General features: G+C 72.0%; 19 protein-coding genes and 2 pseudogenes. 5 read left to right on the plus strand and 16 right to left on the minus strand.

Annotated features, from left to right (window positions below; genetic code table 11):
• The 7 genes from ACYF6T_RS36395 to clpS form a co-directional block, all read right to left on the minus strand.
• Window positions 1-404 (minus strand): PLP-dependent cysteine synthase family protein (locus ACYF6T_RS36395; protein ID WP_461701940.1); only part of this gene is annotated, 404 nt, incomplete at its 3' end.
• A 5-nt stretch (window positions 405-409) separates the two neighbouring features.
• Window positions 410-688 carry a MoaD/ThiS family protein gene (locus tag ACYF6T_RS36400; protein ID WP_461701941.1) on the minus strand — a complete coding sequence of 93 codons (279 nt, stop codon included), beginning with the start codon at window positions 686-688 and terminating at the stop codon, window positions 410-412.
• Window positions 689-773: 85 nt separating this feature from the next.
• Window positions 774-869, minus strand: coding sequence for a putative leader peptide (locus ACYF6T_RS36405; RefSeq protein WP_461701942.1), 96 nt, complete (start codon window positions 867-869; stop codon window positions 774-776).
• Between the two features lie 102 nt (window positions 870-971).
• Window positions 972-1,394: a M67 family metallopeptidase gene (locus ACYF6T_RS36410; protein ID WP_461701943.1), complete on the minus strand. Its 423-nt coding sequence runs from the start codon at window positions 1,392-1,394 to the stop codon at window positions 972-974.
• 73 nt (window positions 1,395-1,467) lie between these two features.
• Window positions 1,468-2,907, minus strand: coding sequence for an amino acid permease (locus tag ACYF6T_RS36415; RefSeq protein ID WP_461701945.1), 1,440 nt, complete (start codon window positions 2,905-2,907; stop codon window positions 1,468-1,470).
• 323 nt (window positions 2,908-3,230) lie between these two features.
• Window positions 3,231-3,836 (minus strand): DUF2017 domain-containing protein, encoded by a 606-nt coding sequence (locus ACYF6T_RS36420; RefSeq protein ID WP_461701946.1) that lies wholly within the window; start codon window positions 3,834-3,836, stop codon window positions 3,231-3,233.
• Window positions 3,837-3,867: 31 nt separating this feature from the next.
• A complete protein-coding gene (clpS, locus tag ACYF6T_RS36425) occupies window positions 3,868-4,185 on the minus strand; it encodes an ATP-dependent Clp protease adapter ClpS (protein ID WP_095754611.1) in 318 nt (105 codons plus the stop codon).
• Window positions 4,186-4,242: 57 nt separating this feature from the next.
• Here clpS and ACYF6T_RS36430 point away from each other — a divergent pair, with 57 nt between their 5' ends.
• Both ACYF6T_RS36430 and ACYF6T_RS36435 read left to right on the plus strand, forming a co-directional pair.
• The gene (locus ACYF6T_RS36430) at window positions 4,243-5,589 is read left to right on the plus strand and encodes a nicotinate phosphoribosyltransferase (RefSeq protein WP_461701947.1); all 1,347 of its coding nucleotides are present in this window, start codon (window positions 4,243-4,245) and stop codon (window positions 5,587-5,589) included.
• 74 nt (window positions 5,590-5,663) lie between these two features.
• The gene (locus ACYF6T_RS36435) at window positions 5,664-6,254 is read left to right on the plus strand and encodes an isochorismatase family protein (protein WP_461701948.1); all 591 of its coding nucleotides are present in this window, start codon (window positions 5,664-5,666) and stop codon (window positions 6,252-6,254) included.
• Window positions 6,255-6,280: 26 nt separating this feature from the next.
• Here the strand turns inward: ACYF6T_RS36435 and ACYF6T_RS36440 are convergent, their stop codons facing one another.
• Together ACYF6T_RS36440 and ACYF6T_RS36445 are read right to left on the minus strand one after the other, a co-directional pair.
• On the minus strand, window positions 6,281-6,625 hold the full coding sequence (locus tag ACYF6T_RS36440) for a hypothetical protein (RefSeq protein ID WP_461701949.1): 345 nt from the start codon (window positions 6,623-6,625) through the stop codon (window positions 6,281-6,283).
• Between the two features lie 121 nt (window positions 6,626-6,746).
• Complete coding sequence (locus ACYF6T_RS36445; RefSeq protein ID WP_461701950.1) at window positions 6,747-9,092, minus strand: immune inhibitor A domain-containing protein; 2,346 nt, start codon at window positions 9,090-9,092, stop codon at window positions 6,747-6,749.
• A gap of 335 nt (window positions 9,093-9,427) precedes the next feature.
• Here ACYF6T_RS36445 and ACYF6T_RS36450 point away from each other — a divergent pair, with 335 nt between their 5' ends.
• Window positions 9,428-9,697 (plus strand): hypothetical protein, encoded by a 270-nt coding sequence (locus tag ACYF6T_RS36450; RefSeq protein ID WP_461701951.1) that lies wholly within the window; start codon window positions 9,428-9,430, stop codon window positions 9,695-9,697.
• Between the two features lie 30 nt (window positions 9,698-9,727).
• On the opposite strand, the gene ACYF6T_RS36455 is transcribed toward ACYF6T_RS36450, so the two are convergent.
• The 3 genes and pseudogenes from ACYF6T_RS36455 to ACYF6T_RS36465 form a co-directional block, all read right to left on the minus strand.
• Entirely contained in the window at window positions 9,728-10,372 is a 645-nt protein-coding gene (locus ACYF6T_RS36455; protein ID WP_461701952.1) for an RDD family protein, read from the minus strand.
• Window positions 10,373-10,461: 89 nt separating this feature from the next.
• Window positions 10,462-11,505 (minus strand): annotated as a pseudogene (locus tag ACYF6T_RS36460) (RDD family protein); the annotation flags it as partial.
• 1,041 nt (window positions 11,506-12,546) lie between these two features.
• A pseudogene (locus tag ACYF6T_RS36465) lies at window positions 12,547-12,720 on the minus strand (DUF2510 domain-containing protein); the annotation flags it as partial.
• A 185-nt stretch (window positions 12,721-12,905) separates the two neighbouring features.
• On the opposite strand from ACYF6T_RS36465, the gene ACYF6T_RS36470 reads away from it, so the two are divergent.
• Window positions 12,906-13,319, plus strand: a complete 414-nt coding sequence (locus ACYF6T_RS36470) for an SsgA family sporulation/cell division regulator (protein ID WP_461701954.1) — start codon at window positions 12,906-12,908, stop codon at window positions 13,317-13,319.
• A gap of 13 nt (window positions 13,320-13,332) precedes the next feature.
• Here the strand turns inward: ACYF6T_RS36470 and ACYF6T_RS36475 are convergent, their stop codons facing one another.
• On the minus strand, window positions 13,333-14,739 hold the full coding sequence (locus ACYF6T_RS36475) for an FAD-binding oxidoreductase (protein WP_461701955.1): 1,407 nt from the start codon (window positions 14,737-14,739) through the stop codon (window positions 13,333-13,335).
• A gap of 92 nt (window positions 14,740-14,831) precedes the next feature.
• Between ACYF6T_RS36475 and ACYF6T_RS36480 the strand changes: the two genes are divergently transcribed.
• A complete protein-coding gene (locus tag ACYF6T_RS36480) occupies window positions 14,832-16,280 on the plus strand; it encodes a tetratricopeptide repeat protein (protein WP_461701956.1) in 1,449 nt (482 codons plus the stop codon).
• A gap of 7 nt (window positions 16,281-16,287) precedes the next feature.
• On the opposite strand, the gene nthA is transcribed toward ACYF6T_RS36480, so the two are convergent.
• Genes nthA through ACYF6T_RS36495 form a run of 3 tightly spaced genes read right to left on the minus strand, consistent with a single transcriptional unit; the run spans window position 16,288 to window position 17,441 of the window.
• Window positions 16,288-16,869, minus strand: a complete 582-nt coding sequence (gene nthA / locus ACYF6T_RS36485; RefSeq protein ID WP_461701957.1) for a nitrile hydratase subunit alpha — start codon at window positions 16,867-16,869, stop codon at window positions 16,288-16,290.
• Window positions 16,859-17,149, minus strand: coding sequence for an SH3-like domain-containing protein (locus tag ACYF6T_RS36490; RefSeq protein ID WP_461701958.1), 291 nt, complete (start codon window positions 17,147-17,149; stop codon window positions 16,859-16,861). Before ACYF6T_RS36490 ends, nthA begins: the two co-directional genes overlap by 11 nt.
• Window positions 17,142-17,441, minus strand: a complete 300-nt coding sequence (locus ACYF6T_RS36495) for a hypothetical protein (protein ID WP_461701959.1) — start codon at window positions 17,439-17,441, stop codon at window positions 17,142-17,144. Before ACYF6T_RS36495 ends, ACYF6T_RS36490 begins: the two co-directional genes overlap by 8 nt.

Below are 17,441 nucleotides of genomic sequence, written 5' to 3' on the forward strand. Positions count from 1 at the left end.
TGCTCGGCGGCCAGTTCCTTGGCGACCCGCACGGCGGTGTTGGAGCCGCCGGCGGCCGGGGAGGAGATGATCTCGGCGCCCCACATGCCGAGCAGGTCCCGGCGCTCCTGCGAGGTGTTCTCGGGCATCACGCACACCATGCGGTAGCCCTTGAGCTTGGCGGCCATGGCGAGGGAGATGCCGGTGTTGCCGGAGGTCGGCTCCAGGATCGTGCAGCCGGGCGTGAGCCGGCCGTCCTTCTCCGCCTGCTCGATCATGTGCAGGGCGGGGCGGTCCTTGACCGAGCCGGTGGGGTTGCGGTCCTCCAGCTTGGCCCAGATGCGGACGTCCTCGGACGGCGACAGCCGCGGCAGGCACACCAGCGGGGTGTTGCCGACCGCGGCGATCGGGGAGTCGTAGCGCATCTGGATCAGGCCATGCCGCCGGCCACGGCCGGCAGGATCGTCACGTTGTCGCCGTCGGCGACCTTGGTGTTGATGCCGTCGAGGAAGCGGACGTCCTCGTCGTTGAGGTAGACGTTGACGAAGCGGCGCAGCTCGCCGTTGTCCACGATGCGGGCCTGGATGCCCGCGTGCCGGGTCTCGAGGTCGGCGAAGAGTTCGGCGAGGGTGTCCCCGTCTCCCTGCACCGCCTTCTGGCCGTCGGTGTAGGTGCGGAGGATGGTGGGGATGCGGACCTCGATGGCCATGGTTGCGGGCTCCTGTCGGAAGAGGTGTGGTCTGTGGGCGCGCGGCGGCCCGCCGCGGCTCACGGCCGTACGGCGGCAGGGAACGTCAACAGATGGCGCTGTTCAGCCTGCACAGGTCGACGTGCAGCCGCGCCACGAGCAGCACGCTCGGCGCCTCGATGCCCACGTCGTTCAGAACCATGGGGTCATCGTATCGATTCCCGGTCAGGGTCCCGGAGTGTGATCTCGCATGCTGGATGAATTCTGACCGAACTGCGAGATCGAGGACGGGTCGACGGGTGTGTCAGTACGCCTCCACGACCCTGACCTCCTCCTCCGTGACCTCGCCTTCCACGATGCGGAACGAGCGGAACTGGAAGTCGCCGAGGCCGTCGGTGTCCGCGGTGGAGACCAGGACGTAGTGGGCGCCGGGCTCGTTGGCGTAGGAGATGTCGGTGCGGGAGGGGTAGGCCTCGGTCGCGGTGTGGGAGTGGTAGACGACCACCGGTTCCTCGTCCCGGTCGTCCATCTCGCGGTAGAGCCGGAGCAGATCGCCCGAGTCGAACTCGTAGAAGGTGGGCGACATGGCCGCGTTGAGCATGGGGATGAAGCGCTCGGGGCGGTCCGAGCCCGCCGGACCCGCGACCACGCCGCACGCCTCGTCGGGGTGGTCCTTGCGCGCGTGGGCGACGATCTGGTCGACGAGGGCCTGGGTGATGGTCAGCATGTGCGTCAGGATAAGCAGAAGACCGCCCCGTACCGAAGGGTGGTACGGGGCGGTCCGGATAGTGAGCGGAAGGTCAGCCGACCTGCTCCAGCTCGCGCTCCCGGCGCTCCGCGATCTGCGGGTTGCGGGCCTTGAGCACGGCCCAGCCGACGCCGAGCGCGGCGGCCCAGCCGGCCATCACGTACAGGCAGACGCGGGAGTCGGCGTCGTAGGCGATGAGGCCGGTGACGAAGAGCAGGAAGACGATGGCGATCCAGCTGCACACCGCTCCGCCCGGCGCCGGGAAGGCGGAGGCGGGCAGGCGGCCGGCGACGACCGCGCGGCGGTAGAGGACGTGGCTGATCAGGATCATCAGCCAGGTCCAGATGCCGGCCGCGGTGGCCACCGAGGTGACGTAGCCGAAGGCCTTCTCCGGGACGATGTAGTTCAGCACCACGCCGATGCCCATGAACAGGACCGAGACGGTGATGCCGAGGGCCGGGGTGCGGGAGGCGGACAGCTGCTGGAAGCCCTTGGGGGCCTCGCCGTTGTCGGCCAGGGTGCGCAGCATGCGGCCGGTGGAGTACATGCCGGAGTTGCAGGAGGACAGGGCCGCGGTCAGGACGACGAAGTTGACGATGCCGGCGCCGGCCGGGATGCCGATCTTCGCGAAGGCGGCGACGAAGGGCGAGACGCCGGGGGCGAACTCGGTCCACTTCACCACGCACAGGATGACGGTGAGCGCGCCGACGTAGAACAGCGCGATGCGCCAGGGGAGGGTGTTGATGGCCTTGGGGAGGGTCTTCTCCGGGTTCTCCGACTCGCCGGCGGTGACGCCGACGAGCTCGACGGCGAGGTAGGCGAACATGACGCCCTGCAGCGTCATCAGGGAGGAGCCGATGCCCTTGGGGAAGAAGCCGTCGAACTGCCACAGGTTGGAGACCGCGGCGGTGTCGCCGGCGCTGCTGAAGCCGAAGGTGAGCACGCCGAGGCCGATCACGATCATGCCGATCAGGGCGGTGACCTTGACCATCGAGAACCAGAACTCCAGCTCGCCGAAGACCTTCACCGAGATCAGGTTGACCCCGAAGAGGACCACCAGGAAGGCCAGGGCGGTCACCCACTGGGGGATGGCCGGGAACCAGTAGTTGACGTAGATCGCGGCGGCGGTCAGTTCGGCCATTCCGGTGACGACCCACATCAGCCAGTACGTCCAGCCGGTGAAGTAGCCGAAGAACGGGCCCAGGAACTCGCGGGAGTACTCCGCGAAGGAGCCCGAGACCGGGCGGTACAGCAGCAGTTCGCCGAGCGCGCGCATGATGAAGAAGACGATCGCGCCGGCGAGGGCGTACATCAGGATGAGGCTGGGGCCGGCCTTGGCGATGTTCGCGCCGGCGCCCAGGAAGAGGCCCACGCCGATGGCGCCGCCGATGGCGATCATCTGGACCTGACGGCTGCCGAGTCCGCGCTCGTACCCCTCTTCGGAGGCCGGGGGCGTCTTCTGCGTGCCTGTGTCGACCTGAGCGGAGGTCATGTGTGTGGTGCGCCTTTCTCCATGCCGACCCGGGCCTCTCGTCGGCCGCGGACCGGTTCTCGATCCCCCCGGATTGCAATGGAGCGGTGCCAGGCCGACGGTCGTCGGCGCTGTGGCGCACCCGGCGGACATGCGGGTGGTGTTCGCCGGGCGGTCGTGAAGATTTATCACGGGCGCACCGCTGATCACCTGCGGCGGAAGTGGCGCACACCACAGGAAGAAGCGGGCAAAGAGGGCCGGCCGGGGACGTATGCGGCAGTCACGGTGACGTGATCGTTATCCGGATTTGAGCGTCCTCTGAGCGAACACCGAACCGTCACACATCAGGGCATCAGCGTCGAGACCAGCGTCTCCTGGAGGCCGCCCAGCCACAGGTACGCCATCACCATCGGCTTGCGGGGGTCGTCGTCCGGCAGCCCGTACAGGACGTCGGTGTCGTCCTCGTCGGTGATGTCGAGGCGGGAGCCGATCGCCAGGCGCAGGTCGTTGAGGGCGCCCAGCCACTGCCGGGACTCCTCGGCCGACAGCTTGAGCACCGCCCCGCCGTCCCCCGCCGCCGACAGCGCGTCCAGGGTGCGGATCACCGCGAGGGCGTTCTCGCGCTTGCCGGCCCGCAGGTCGTTCTCGGTGTAGCGGCGGAACTCGGCGGAGTACGCCCGCCGCTCCTCGGCCTCGTCCGGAGAGGCCGGGGCCTGCTCGGGATCGCTGTAGGCGTCCGGGAACAGGCGGCGCAGCACGGGGTCCTTGGGCGGCTCGCTCGGGCCCTCGGCGAAGAGCTCGGCCAGCGGGTCGTCGGGGGCGTCCTCGGCGGGACCGGGGCCGATCAGCTCCAGGAGCTGGACGGCCAGCGACCGGATGATGGAGATCTCGACGTCGTCGAGGGCGACGGCCGCGCCGCCGCCGGGGAGCGGTTCGAAGTGTCCGGGCATGAGTCTTTTCGCTGGTGGGCGGGCGTGCTCGCTACTTGCGGTCCTGCTGGAGGGTGGCCCACAGGCCGTAGCCGTGCATGGCCTGGACATCGCGCTCCATCTCCTCGCGAGTACCGCTGGAGACGACCGCCCGGCCCTTGTGGTGGACGTCGAGCATGAGCTTGGTGGCCTTGTCCTTGCTGTAGCCGAAGTACGTCTGGAAGACGTACGTCACGTAGCTCATGAGGTTGACCGGGTCGTTGTGGACGATCGTGACCCAGGGGACGTCCGGCTCGGGTACGGCGAAGACCTCCTCCGCCGACTCGGTGCGTTCGATCTCTACGGGCGCGGGTGACGTCACATGGCCCATGCTGCCACGGGCCCGATAAATCGTCACACTGACGCGAAGGGGTGTAGCATGCTTGCCATGAACACAGCGGACCTTGGGCTGCCGGTGGATGTTCCCTCGACGGCGCTCTTCACGGACCAGTACGAGCTGACGATGCTGCAGGCCGCGCTGAGGGCGGGCACCGCCGAGCGGCGGTCGGTGTTCGAGGTCTTCACCCGGAGACTGCCCGAAGGGCGGCGCTACGGCGTCGTGGCGGGCACCGGGCGGGTCCTGGACGCCGTCGAGAACTTCCGCTTCGACGCGGGCGTCCTCGGCTTCCTGCGCGAGCGGGAGATCGTCGACGAGCAGACCCTCCGGTGGCTCGCCGACTACCGCTTCTCCGGCGACATCTGGGGCTACCCCGAGGGCGAGGTGTACTTCCCCGGCTCGCCGATCATGCGGGTGGAGGGCTCCTTCGCCGAGTGCGTGCTGCTGGAGACCGTGATCCTGTCCATCCTCAACCACGACTCCGCGATCGCCGCCGCCGCCTCCCGCATGTCCTCGGCCGCGGGCACCCGCCCGCTGATCGAGATGGGCGCCCGCCGCACCCACGAGCTCGCCGCCGTCGCCGCCTCCCGCGCCGCCTACGTCGGCGGCTTCACCTCCACCTCCGACCTGGCGGCCGGGTTCCGCTACGGCATCCCGACCGTGGGCACCTCCGCCCACGCCTTCACCCTCCTGCACGACCACGAGCGCGACGCCTTCCGGGCCCAGGTCGACTCCCTGGGCCGGGGCACCACGCTGCTGGTGGACACCTACGACGTCGCCGAGGCGGTACGGCTGGCCGTCGAGGTCGCCGGGCCGGAGCTCGGCGCCGTGCGCATCGACTCCGGCGACCTGCTGCTGGTCGCGCACCGGGTGCGGCAGCAGCTGGACGAGCTCGGCGCCACCGACACGAAGATCATCGTCACCTCGGACCTCGACGAGTACGCCATCGCCTCGCTGGCGGCGGCCCCCGTGGACGCGTACGGCGTCGGCACACAGCTGGTGACCGGGTCCGGGCACCCGACCTGCTCGATGGTCTACAAGCTGGTCGCCCGCGCCGAGTCCGCCGACCCGAAGGCGCCGCTGGTGCCGGTGGCGAAGAAGTCCAGCGGCGGCAAGACCTCCGTCGGGGGCCGCAAGTGGGCGGCGCGCCGGCTGGACGCGGACGGGGTCGCGGAGGCCGAGGTGGTCGGCACGGGCGCCGTTCCGGCGGAGCTGGCCGACCAGCAGCTGCTGGTGGAGCTGGTCAAGGGCGGGGACGTGGTGGCCCGCGAGCCCCTGGACGTCGTCCGGGACCGCCATGTGACGGCGCGCGGCACCCTGCCGATGTCGGCGACCCAGCTCTCCCGCGGGGAAGCGGTCCTGCCCACCGAGTACGTGCACGGGCGCCCGGGTAGCTAGTGCGGGTGCGCCCTCCCGCAACGCCGTCCGAGTCTCTAGGCTCGTAAGCCACTCATAGTCGAAGGACACCCACCATGCGCCGCGCCTTGATCGTCGTAGACGTGCAGAACGACTTCTGCGAGGGAGGCAGCCTCGCGGTGGCCGGGGGTGCCGATGTGGCCGCCGCCGTGACCGAGCTGATCGGGCAGGCGGGCGGATCCGGCTACCAGCACGTCGTGGCCACCCGGGACCACCACATCGCGCCCGGCGGCCACTTCGCCGACAACCCCGACTTCGTCCACTCCTGGCCGGCGCACTGCGTCGCCGGCACGGAGGGCGTCGGCTTCCACCCGAACTTCGCGCCCGCCGTCGCCTCGGGCGCCGTCGACGCCGTCTTCGACAAGGGGGCGTACGCGGCGGCCTACAGCGGGTTCGAGGGGGCCGACGAGAACGGGGTGAAGCTCGCGGAGTGGCTGCGCGCCCGGGAGGTCGGCGAGGTGGACGTCGTCGGCATCGCCACCGACCACTGCGTGCGGGCGACGGCACTGGACGCGGTACGCGAGGGCTTCCGCACCCAGGTGCTGCTGGACCTGACCGCCGGGGTGGCCGCGGAGACGACGGACCGGGCGCTGGAGGAGATGCGGCAAGCGGGCGTCGAACTGTCCGGGAAGCCGGTCGTCGCCTAGGGCCCGCCCGCCCCGGCGGTGGCGGGTCAGGCCGTCGCCGCCGGTCTCCTCAGCAGGGCCCGGATCGGGTGCCACAGCTCCTGGGGCAGCTCGGGGCCGGTGACGACACCGTTGTCAGGTGCCGTACGCCATATGAGGCCGTCGGGGTGGTGCAGGACCGCGGTGACCTCGTCGGGGGTGGGCGGGGCGGCGTTGCCGCGCAGGTAGACCGCGCGCATGCCGAGGTTGCGCAGCCTGGTCAGGGCTCGGGCGCGGTTGCGGGCATGGACGAGGACGCGGACGCAGCCCGTGCCGTCGGCGGTGGGTCTGGGCAGGTTCAACGCCACCACCACACTGCCTGTCGGCAGCTTGCAGAAACCTCCTGCGGCCATGCGGTCACACCCCCGTGCGTGTCGGTGTCAATAAGAAGGGCACAGGACGCACCTAAACACGGATCGGCGGCAACCCGCCAGGGGTTCCCGCCGATACGCTTCTGACCTGGGGTTTTACCGTTTACTTCGCGGACGGGCCGACCTGGAGGGTGATCGTCGAGCCGCTCAGGGGCTCCTTGACGATCCCGATCCTGGTGTCGGTGTCAGTGATCTTGACTCCGGCGTACGGGATCGTCTCGTCGTAGTAGGACGACCGTCCGTCGTCGAAGACCGGCACCCCCGGACGGGCCTTGATCCTGGTCGCCACGTCGGCGTTGTGGAGCGTGATCGCGTCCGTCGGGTACCAGCTGAAGGGGGCGTCGAAGGACTGGATGCGGCTGCGCATCGCCGTCCCGTCGGACCACTTCAGCGCGGCCGGGTGGGCGTCGACCGGCAGGATCAGCCCCTCGCCGGGGTGCTCGCTGGTGTTGTCGTCCGCCTGCGAGGTGTCCCACTTCCAGATCAACAGGCCGTTCTGGTACGGGTAGTGCTCCACCCAGTCCGGACGGGTCGTGGAGAAGCCGAAGTTGTACGGGCCGACCTTCAACGTCCGGTCGTAGGAGACGTACTGGCGGTTCTCCGCGAGGTAGTACTGCGGGTAGTCGTCGGTGACGGACGCGCCGATGCGGGAGAACCCGTCGGCGCTCCAGGCCGCGTCGGCGGACTCGGCGTCGTCGGCGAACAGGACCGTGCCTCCCCCGGAGGGGGTGTCCCCGGCGGTCACCGTGATCTCGTCGGCCGTGAAGCCCTTGAGGGCCACCCCGCCGTCGGTGGCGTAGCGGAAGCGCAGCTGGATCTTCCGGCCGGCGTAGGCGTCCAGCGGGAAGGTCAGCTTCTGGTAGGCGTCGACCGTGCCGGTGAGGGCCGGCTTGCCGCTGCCGTCGCGCGGGATGGCGGTGCCGTCGCCGTAAGTGCCGTCGACGGGCGTCCAGTTGGCGCCGCCGTCGGTGGAGACCTCGGTGTAGAGGTAGTCGTAGTCCTGCTCGATGCTCCACCAGCCGTCCAGCGTCAGCGCCGCCGACGCCTTGCCGGTCAGGTCGAGCGAACGGGTCAGGGTGTTGGTGAGGCCGTTGCCGCTGCCGCTCCACCACTGGGTCGAGCCCTGCGCCGGGGTGACCACCTGGGTGGTGACCGTCTTGTCGGGCAGCTGCACGACGAGCGCCTGCGGGTTGCCGGTGTTGTACTCCGCGACGCCGAGCCGGTGCGTGGACCGCACGCCCGCCTTCGCCACGTCGTAGTCCAGCCAGCCCAGTTGGAGCTTGTCCCAGGCGTTGAGGTCGCCGGGCATGTCGCCGATGGCCTCCTTGCCGGTGCCCAGCCAGGAGCCCGAGGACATCAGCGTCCAGAAGCCGGTGGAGTTCTCGCCGCCGCCGGAGGTGTCGTACTCGTCGGGCAGGCCGAGGTCGTGCCCGTACTCGTGGGCGAAGACACCGAGGCCGCCGTTCTCCGGCTGGATGGTGTAGTCGCCGACCCACACGCCGGTGTCGCCGATCTCGGTGCCGCCCAGCTTGTTGCCGTCGGGGCCGGTGGCGCCGGCGTCGGTGGCGAAGGCGTACCAGCGGTGCGCCCAGATGGCGTCCGCGCCCTGGGCGCCGCCGCCCGCGGACTCGTCCTCGCCGGCGTGCACGATCTGGAAGTGGTCGATGTAGCCGTCGGGTTCGTTGAAGTCGCCGTCGCCGTCGTGGTCGTAGCGGTCCCACTGGTCGAACCTGGCGAGCTCCGCCTTGATCTCGGCGGCGGTGTCACCGGCCGCCTCGCGCTGGGCGACCCAGGCGTTCACCCCGTCCTGGACCGCGTACCAGGCGCCGGTGGGGGCGTCGTTGGAGCCGTAACGGGCCTCGTTGTAGGGGACCTTGACCCAGTCGGTGACCTCGCCCTCGACCGAGTAGCGGCCCGAGGACTGCTTCTCGTAGTAGGACTTGAGCGAGGCGGTGGTGTCGCCGAAGTAGAGGTCCTGGTAGTGCGCCCGGTTGTAGTCCGCCTGCCACGCCGTGGAGTTGTCCTGCGTGCGGTCCGGCTGGGCTATCCGGTTGTGCAGCGGGCCGGCGGTGCCGCCGTAGCGGCTGTCGACCTGGTCGCCGAACTCCACCAGGATGGTGAAGATCTCGTCGGTCTTCTCCCGGCCGAGTTCCACGTACTTGTCGTCGCCCTTGAGCTTGACGACCTTCGAGCCGTCGCGGTCCTTCACCGTGGCGGCGCCGGATATGACCTGGTCGAGCGCCTCCTGCTTCTGCGCCTGCTGCGTCTTGGTCAGCGGGCCGTCGAGGGTGTCCTGCGCCGCGCTCCGGGCGGGCGCCGGGTCGTGCCGGTCGGCGTGCGCCGGGGTCGAGGCGGCCTCGGCCACGGCGAACGCGGAGAAGCCGGCGGTCGCCGCGGTGAGCGCGACGCCGATCGCCGTCGCCCTGAACAGCCAGGGTCTGTGGGTCACTTGAACCTCCCCTTAAGTCAAGTGACGACATTTGACTAGAGGTTGCCGAGAAAAAGACAGATCTTGACTTGCACAGGACAAGTGCACTATGCGGAGCGGGGGTTCGCTTTACGGACACCCGGCACCCCGTCCGAACAGGCGCGCGCTTCGGTCCACTGGGTGGACGCCATGACTCCGTGCGCCCCCTGTGCACCGGTACTGTTGGTTAGGTCACGCTTACTGTTCGTTCCGCTCGGGCATGCACGCGATTAGAGTCGATTGGCGGAACGCCCCGAATCCGGCGGAAAGCCAGGCCGACACCCCCGTGGACCCCCACTTCCGAGGACACGATTGCCATGCCTCGTCCGACCGTCGCACAGCTCGCCTACGGTTCCTGCACCGTGATCTTCTCGACGCTCGCCATGCTGCTGCTGTCACAGACGACTTCGGGCGTGGGGATCGCGGTCATCGCCGTCGCGGCGCTCGCCCTCGGCCTCCTGGTCGCCATGACGGTTCCGCTGCCCGGCTCCCGGGTGGTCGCGGAGCACCAGCCCGCCGAGCGGACCGCCGAGCACGCCGAGGAGCCCGTGCCGGTCGCGGCGACCGGCTCGTCGACCTCCGCCTGAGCCGGTCCGCCCGTCCCGCGCGCCGCCGGTTCAGTCGGTGCTGACCACCACCGTCTTCGCCGCCTTGTCATGCAGGCCCTGTTTGTAGGGCTTGTCGAAGTAGCTCCAGCCGCCGGAGATCGCGGTCCAGACGCAGGCGCAGCAGAAGGCGAACGGGATCCACAGCACGGCCGCGCGGACCAGCGACGTCTGGGCGGAGGGCGTGGCGCCGTTGTCGAGGTTGGCCACGCGCATCCGCAGCCACTTCTTGCCGAGCGTCTGGCCCGACCTGCTGATCATGACCATGTCGTAGGCGATGTAGAGCACGGCGGCGACCAGGGACTGCGCGAAGGACTTGCCGACCGCGATGTCGTTGCCGTTCACCTTGTATTCGTGCACGCCGATCGGCCAGGTGACCAGCCAGACGACGATGCCGACGAGGATCAGGTCGATGATCCGCGCGAGCGTGCGTTTGCCGCTGTCGGCGAGCGGGGGCATGCCGGCCAGCGGGTCGCCGGGGTAGGGGCCGGCGCCGTACGGATCACCGCCGTAGGGGGGCGGCGGTGGCTGGTTTCCGCCGTACGGCGTGTCGTACGGGGAGCCCGAGCCCGCCCCTGGCTCCTGGGACGGGGGCTGCTTCCTGAACGGGTCGTCTTCCGGCGGACGGCCGTCGCCGGGGGGCGGTTCGGTGCTCATGGCCCGAGTGGACCGCGAACCCCTTTCCCCCGCATCCGGCGAGCGGCCGTCCGGAGTACGGAATCGGCTCGGCTGTTCGACGTAGCGGGTCAGCCTGCTACGAACGTATGTGCGGCCTTGTCGTGCCAGCACTGGTGCCAGGGGCGGTCGAACAGGCACCAGACGACGCCCACGAGGCCGATGCCGAGGACGCCGGGCACGCTGTAGACGAGCCAGCGGCGCAGGGCGGCGCCGAAGGCCGGCGGTTCGTGCGCCTCGATGTCCCGCACCTCCAGGCCGAGCAGCTTCTTGCCGAGGGTGCGGCCCCACCTGGCGGTGGGCAGGGCCTCGTACAGGACGCCGGTCAGGAGCAGGACGGCCAGGATGATCCCGACGTAGACGGAGGTCGTGCCGTCGAGCAGCCAGACGGTCTCGGTCCGGCCGGACAGCTTGGCCGCGTCGATCTTGTCGTTGACGTGGTCGAGGGCCTTCGTGCCGAGGGGGAGGGCGGCCACGGCGGTGACGCCCAGCACGACGACCGTGTCCAGCAGCCGCGCGGCGAGCCGCTTGCCGAGCCCTGCGGGGCGGGCGGCGGCCTGACGCCGGGCCGCCGCCTGGAAGACGTCCTCCACGGGGGGCTTCCAGGGCGCGACGGACCCCTCGTCCTCGGCTCCGGCGAGCCGGTGCACCTGCTGCGCCCAGGAGGGCTGCCCGCCACCGGGGCCGGTGGTCATGGGAGTGGAGGGTTGGGGGGTTCCTGGCGTGCCTGGGGCGCCGGGCGTACCGGGCGTGCCTGGGGCGCCTGGCTGCTGCGGGACGGCCGGGGCGCCTGGCTGCTGCGGGACGGCCGGGGCGGCAGGGGGCTGGGGGACGGAGAGGGCGGTGGGGGCGGCAGCGGGGTTCGCGCTCGCGCCAGCCTGGGACTGTGCCTGCGCCTGCGCTTGCGCGGCGGCGCGTTCGGCGGCGGCCTTGCCCGCGCCGAAACCGGGGGCGCCGGACGCGCCGGACGAGGAGCCGGGCGCCCCTGTGCCCCCGGCCTGCGCCCCGCCCTGCCGACCCGTGCGCGGGGTCAGCGCGCGGAACGTCATGGTGCCCTCGTCGTCAAGGGCCCCACCAGGACCGGGAACGCCGGGACGGGCCGGACTCGCGGCACCGCCGCCCGCGTGGAAGGCGGGCCCACCGGAGGCTCCCGGGTGACCGGAGCCGACGGCACCGCGATCCGCGCCGGCCGCACCGGCGTTGAAGGCGGGTCCACCGACAGCTCCGGGCGTACCGGGCACGCCGGCACCCGCGCCATGGCCCACCCCCCCGCCGGCCCCGGACGCACCCGACCCACCGGCCGCTCCGTCCCCTCCGGAACCGGAGCCATGGCCCGCTCCACCAACCGCACCGGCCCCACCGGGACCACCAGACGCACCTGGCCCCCCAGAGCCCGTGCCATAGCGCGCTCCACCCGCCGCACCGGCCCCACCCGGACCACCGGACGCACCCGAAACCGCCGAGCCCGAGCCATAACCCGGTCCGCCCGCAGCAGCGGCCCCACCGGGACCACCGGACACACCGGGACCCCCCGAGCCCGAGCCATAACCCGATCCACCCACCGCACCAGGCCCCCCCGGACCGCCAGACGCACCCGGACCCACCGCGCCCGAGCCATAACCCGATCCGCCCGGCGCACTGGACCCTCCGGGCACACCCGATCCGCCCGGCGTACTGGCCCCTCCGGGCGCACCCGGTCCGCCCGGCGCGCCCGGTCCACCCGACCCGCCCGGCGCGCTCCCGTCGCTCCTGCCGGGAGTCGGTGGTCTCTGCTCGGTGCTGCCCCCTGGCCCCCCGCCGCCCGGCCCCGTCGTGGGCCTGCGGAAGACGAAGGTGCCGTCCGGTGGGGCGGTGTCCGCCGGGGGGATGGTCGCCGTGCCGTCCGTGTGGGTGGTGTGGGTGGCGGGGTCCGTCGGGACGCGGGGGTCCGCCGGCTGCGGGGAGCCCCACGAGACGCGGCGGTTCTGGTCGTCGGCGAAACCGGACTGCTGGGAACGGTCGGCGCCCCACGCGGAGGCGGGTTCCGGCCGGCTGCCGTGCTGCGCGTCGGACGGGGACGGCTGCGCGTCCGGGTCCTCGTCGAAGAAGTGCGGGCCCGTCTCCTCCACCGACGCCGGACCCGGAGGCGGGGCGAGCGGTTCGCCGTCGGCCGGGGCCGGGCGGCTGGTGCCCGGTACCCAGGCGGCGCCGTTCCAGTACCGGATGTATCCGGGGATGGACGGGTCGGGGTAATAGCCCTCGCGGGGCCTGTCGTCGCCGGGTGCCGGGGTTGGGGCGCTCATGTCCGTCGTCCCGTATCTGTTCGCGGGTGGATATGGGGGGCTCCACATCTATCAGACCGGATGCGCCCCCACCGCCAGTCCCGTCACTCCCGCCCCTTTCCGGGCAACCCCGTGCAACGGCTTCACACGTTCCGGAAAAAATTTCCGAACCCGCGTAATGGTCGCGCCCGCACCGCCTCTCCCCTCGTGACGGCCCGCCCACCGGGCCCCGACCGAGAGAGGAACCCCAGGCCATGCACTACACCGTGGTGGAGCGCGAGCTGGAGCTCAGGCTCATCCTGTCGCCGGAACGCAGCATCCCGGTCCCGGCCCGGCTCGCCTACCGCACCGACGACCCGTACGCCGTCCACGTCACCTTCCACATCAACTCCGAGCACCCGGTCCACTGGACGTTCTCCCGCGACCTGCTGGTGGAGGGGGTGTTCCGGCCGTGCGGCCACGGGGACGTGCGGGTGTGGCCGACGAAGACCGACGGCCGCAGCGTCGTGCTGATGGCGCTGAGTTCACCCGACGGAGACGCCCTGCTGGAGGCACCCGCCGCCCAGGTGTCCGCCTGGCTGGAGCGGACGCTGCGGGTGGTGCCCCCGGGGACTGAGGGCGAGCAGCTCGGGATCGACGACGCGCTCGACCAGCTGCTCGCCCAGTGACCTCACGCGCGACTCAGAACAGCTTGCCCGGGTTCAGGATGCCCAGCGGATCGAAGACCTGCTTGATCTGCCGCTGCATCTCCACCCCCACCGGGCCGATCTCCCGCGCCAGCCACTCCTTCTTCAGCACGCCCACCCCGTGCTCGCCGGTGATGGTGCCGCCGAGTTCCAGGCCGAGGGCCATGATCTCGTCGAAGGACTCCCGCGCGCGCCGCGACTCGTCGGGGTCCGCGGCGTCGAAGCAGACGGTCGGGTGGGTGTTGCCGTCGCCGGCGTGCGCGCAGACGCCGATGGTGAGGCCGTACGTGCCGGCGATGCGCTCGATGCCCTCCAGCATGGCGCCGAGCCGGGACCGCGGCACGCACACGTCGTCGATCATCGTCGTGCCCTTGACCGCTTCCAGCGCGGTCAGGGACAGCCGCCGCGCCTGCAGCAGCAGTTCGGACTCGGCCGCGTCCTCGGCGGGGACGACCTGCGTGGCGCCCGCGGCCTCGCACAGCGCGCCGACCGCGGCGAGGTCGGCGGCCGGGTCCGGGGTGTCGAAGGCCGCGAGCAGCAGGGCCTCCGTCCTCTCGGGCAGGCCCATGTGGGCCAGGTCGTTGACGGCCTTGACGGTCGTACGGTCCATCAGTTCCAGCAGCGACGGCACGTGACCGCCCGCCATGATCCGGCACACCGCGTCGCAGGCGGCCGACGCGGAGGCGAACTCGGCGGCCAGCACCAGCTGTTGCGGCGGCTGCGGCTTGAGCGCCAGGGTGGCGCGGACGACGACGCCGAGCGAGCCCTCGGAGCCGACGAACAGCCGGGTGAGGTCGTACCCGGCGACGCCCTTGGCGGTGCGCCGGCCGGTGGACATGAGCCGTCCGTCGGCCAGGACGACGTCCAGTCCGAGCACGTACTCGGCCGTGACCCCGTACTTGACGCAGCACAGGCCGCCCGAGGCGGTGCCGATGTTGCCGCCGATCGTGCACATCTCCCAGCTGGAGGGGTCCGGCGGGTAGTAGAGGCCGTGTTCGCCCACGGCGCGGGAGAGGGTGGCGTTGACCACGCCCGGTTCGACGACGGCGATCCGGTCGACCGGGTTGATCTCCAGGATGCGGTCCATCTTGACGAGCGAGAGCGCGATGCAGCCGTCGGTGGTGTTGGCGGCGCCCGACAGGCCGGTGCGGGCGCCCTGCGGGACGACCGGGACGCGCAGTTCGGTGGCGGTGCGCAGGACGTGCTGGACCTGTTCGACGGTGCGCGGCAGGACGACGACCGCGGGGGCGCCGGCCGGGCAGAAGCTCGCCATGTCGTTGGCGTAGGAGGCCGTGACGTCGGGGTCGGTGAGGACGGCCTCGGCGGGCAGGCCGGCGTGGAGCCGGTCGAGCAGATTGCCGGTCACCTCGTCGCGGGGCGCTTCGATACGGCTCATGATCACAGCGTCGCACCGGCGGCCATCGGTGTGAACCCCGTGTACGGCAGGTGTCGTATGCCGGGGTGCGGCCGCCGCGCCGACGCACAGTGAGCGGCATGGAGACGCAGGAGGAGAGGACGGCGAGCGGGCGGCGGGGGCGGGCCGCGGGGCTGGCGGTGCTCGCCGCCGTCACGGGGTGTGCCGTGCTGGGCGGGGTGCTGATGCTGTGGCCGTGGCAGCGGCCGGTGCCCCGGCCGGTGGCGCCGGTGCCCGGGGCCCAGGCGCTGACGGCGGTCGCCTCGGGGGTGCCGGCCGGGCTGCCGGAGCTGGCCGCGCTGATCGGTGCGCGGGAGGCGCGGGTGCGGGAGCGACCCGGCGACGGGCGGTCGTGGGCGGTGCTGGGGGCGGCGTACGCGGAGCAGGGGCGGCGGACGGCGGACCCGGCGCAGTTCCCGCGGGCCGAGCGGGCGCTGCGGACCTCGCTGCGGGCGCGGGCGCGGGGCGACGCCGAGGCGCTGGACGCTCTGGCGGCGCTGGCGAACACGCGCCGGGACTTCCGGGCGGCGCTGACCTGGGCGGAGGCGGCGCTGCGGGCCGGGTCGCGGCGGTGGACGACGTACGCGCAGCTGATCGACGCCTATACGGGGCTCGGCGATCACGCCGCGGCGGGGCGGGCGCTGGAGCGGATGACGGAGCTGGGGTCGGGGCCGGCGGTGCGGGCGAAGACGGCTGCCGTGTACCGGGACCGGGGCTGGCGTGAGGACGCGGCGGCCGCCCTGTCCGACGCGGTGGCGGCGGCCCCGGCGCCGGCCGAGCGGGCGGCGTGGCTGGAGCGGTCGGGGCAGCTGGCGTGGGAGCGCGGGGACCGGGAGACGGCCCTGCGGTACTTCCAGGAGGCGGTGCGCCTCGACCCGGACCAGCGGGCGGCGCAGGCGGGGCAGGGGCGGGCGCTGGCGGCGCTGGGGCGTACGACGGAGGCGCTGACCGCGTACCAGGTGGCGCTCGCCAGGCAGCCCTGCCCGCAGTACGCCCTGGAACTGGGCGAGTTGTACGAGTCGCTGGGACTGGGGCAGGCGGCGCGGGTGCAGTACGACCTGCTGCGGGCGCGGGTGCGGGCGGAGACGGCGGGGGGCGTGGACGACGAGCTGCTGCTGGGGGCGTTCGAGGCCGACCACGGGGATCCGGCGGTGGCGGTACGGCGGTTGCGGGCGGAGTGGCGCCGGCAGCCCGGCATCGAGGTCGCCGACGCGCTGGGGTGGGCCCTGCACCGGGCCGGCGCCGACAAGGAGGCGCTGCGGTTCGCGACCGCGGCGACGGACAAGGCGCACGGGGGCGGCGTGCGCAGTGCGCCCTACGCCTATCACCGGGGCATGATCGAGCGGGAGTTGGAGCTGTACGGGCCGGCGCGCCGGCATCTGGAGGAGGCGCTGCGGATCAACCCGTACTTCTCTCCGCTGCGGGCGCCTCAGGCGCGGGCCGCGCTGGCGGGGCTGGGCGAGCCCCCGGACGAACCGCCGGACGCGTCACCGGAGTCACCGCAGTCACCGCAGTCACCGGACGAGTAGGCGCCGGTCACACCGCCGCGGTGCCGATCAGGGCGTTGCGGGTGACCAGCGCCGCCAGTTCCTCCTCCGTGAGCCCCTCCGTCCCCCGCGGCCTGCGGGGCAGCACCATGTAGCGCGTCTCGGCGCTGGAGTCCCAGACGGTGATGCCGGTGTCCGCGGGCAGGGTCAGGCCGAACTCGCCGAGCACGGCGCGGGGTTCGCGGACCACGCGGGAGCGGTACGCCTCGGACTTGTACCAGCTGGGGGACGGGCCGAGCAGCCGCAGGGGGTAGCAGGAGCAGAGGGTGCAGACGATGACGTTGTGGGTGCTCGGCGTGTTCTCCACCACACGCAGGCGCTGGTAGCCGCCCTCCATGTAACCGAGTTCGCGCACGGCCGCCGTGCCGTCGGCCAGCAGCCGGGCCCTGAACTCCGGGTCGGTCCAGGCGCGGGCGACCACCCGGGCCCCGTTCGCCGGGGACGCCTTGGCGAGGAACGCGTCGATCACCTCGTCCAGTTGGCCGCCCGAGACCACGCCCTTCTCCTCCAGCAGGGTCTCCAGGCGCCGTACCCGTCGCGCGATCGTCGCGTCCGCGTGGTCACCGCTCATCGCCACGGTCCTCTTCCAGATAGCTTTCCCACAGGTCCAGTACGACATGGTGGTCGCCCTCGCCCCAGAGGTCGCGGGCCTCGAAGCGGACGGCGTAGATCTGCTCGACCGGCGCGTCCGCGCGGCCCCGCGCGCTGACGTCGGCGAGCTCCGCCGGGCCCTCGGGCTCGACGACGACGCCCCGCTTGCCGCGTGCGTAGCGCGGCAGGCGGGTGTGGTGGGCGGGGTCGTGGCGGTAGGTCCGCACGCGGGTGCCCGGCGCGAAGCGGTCGTCAGGCATCCGGCTCACCCGGCTCGGCCGGCTCCCCCGGCTTCAGCACGCCCTTGCGCTCCAGCAGCGCGCAGATCGCCGTGAACCAGCGCTCGTAGTACGACATCCGCAGGTACTCCGCCGGCGGGATCGACTCGATCGCGTCGCGGAACTCGTTGGTGTTGAAGACGTCCTGTGCGCGCAGGGCGTTGTAGAGCCCGACGACCCGGGCCTCCCAGTCCGCGTGGAAGGGCTCGGTGTCGTCGGTGGTGTCGATCGCGCCGAAGCCCTCCGTGCCGCCCACGTCGTTGATCCTGGCCAT

This window comes from Streptomyces sp. 7R007, assembly GCF_054850255.1.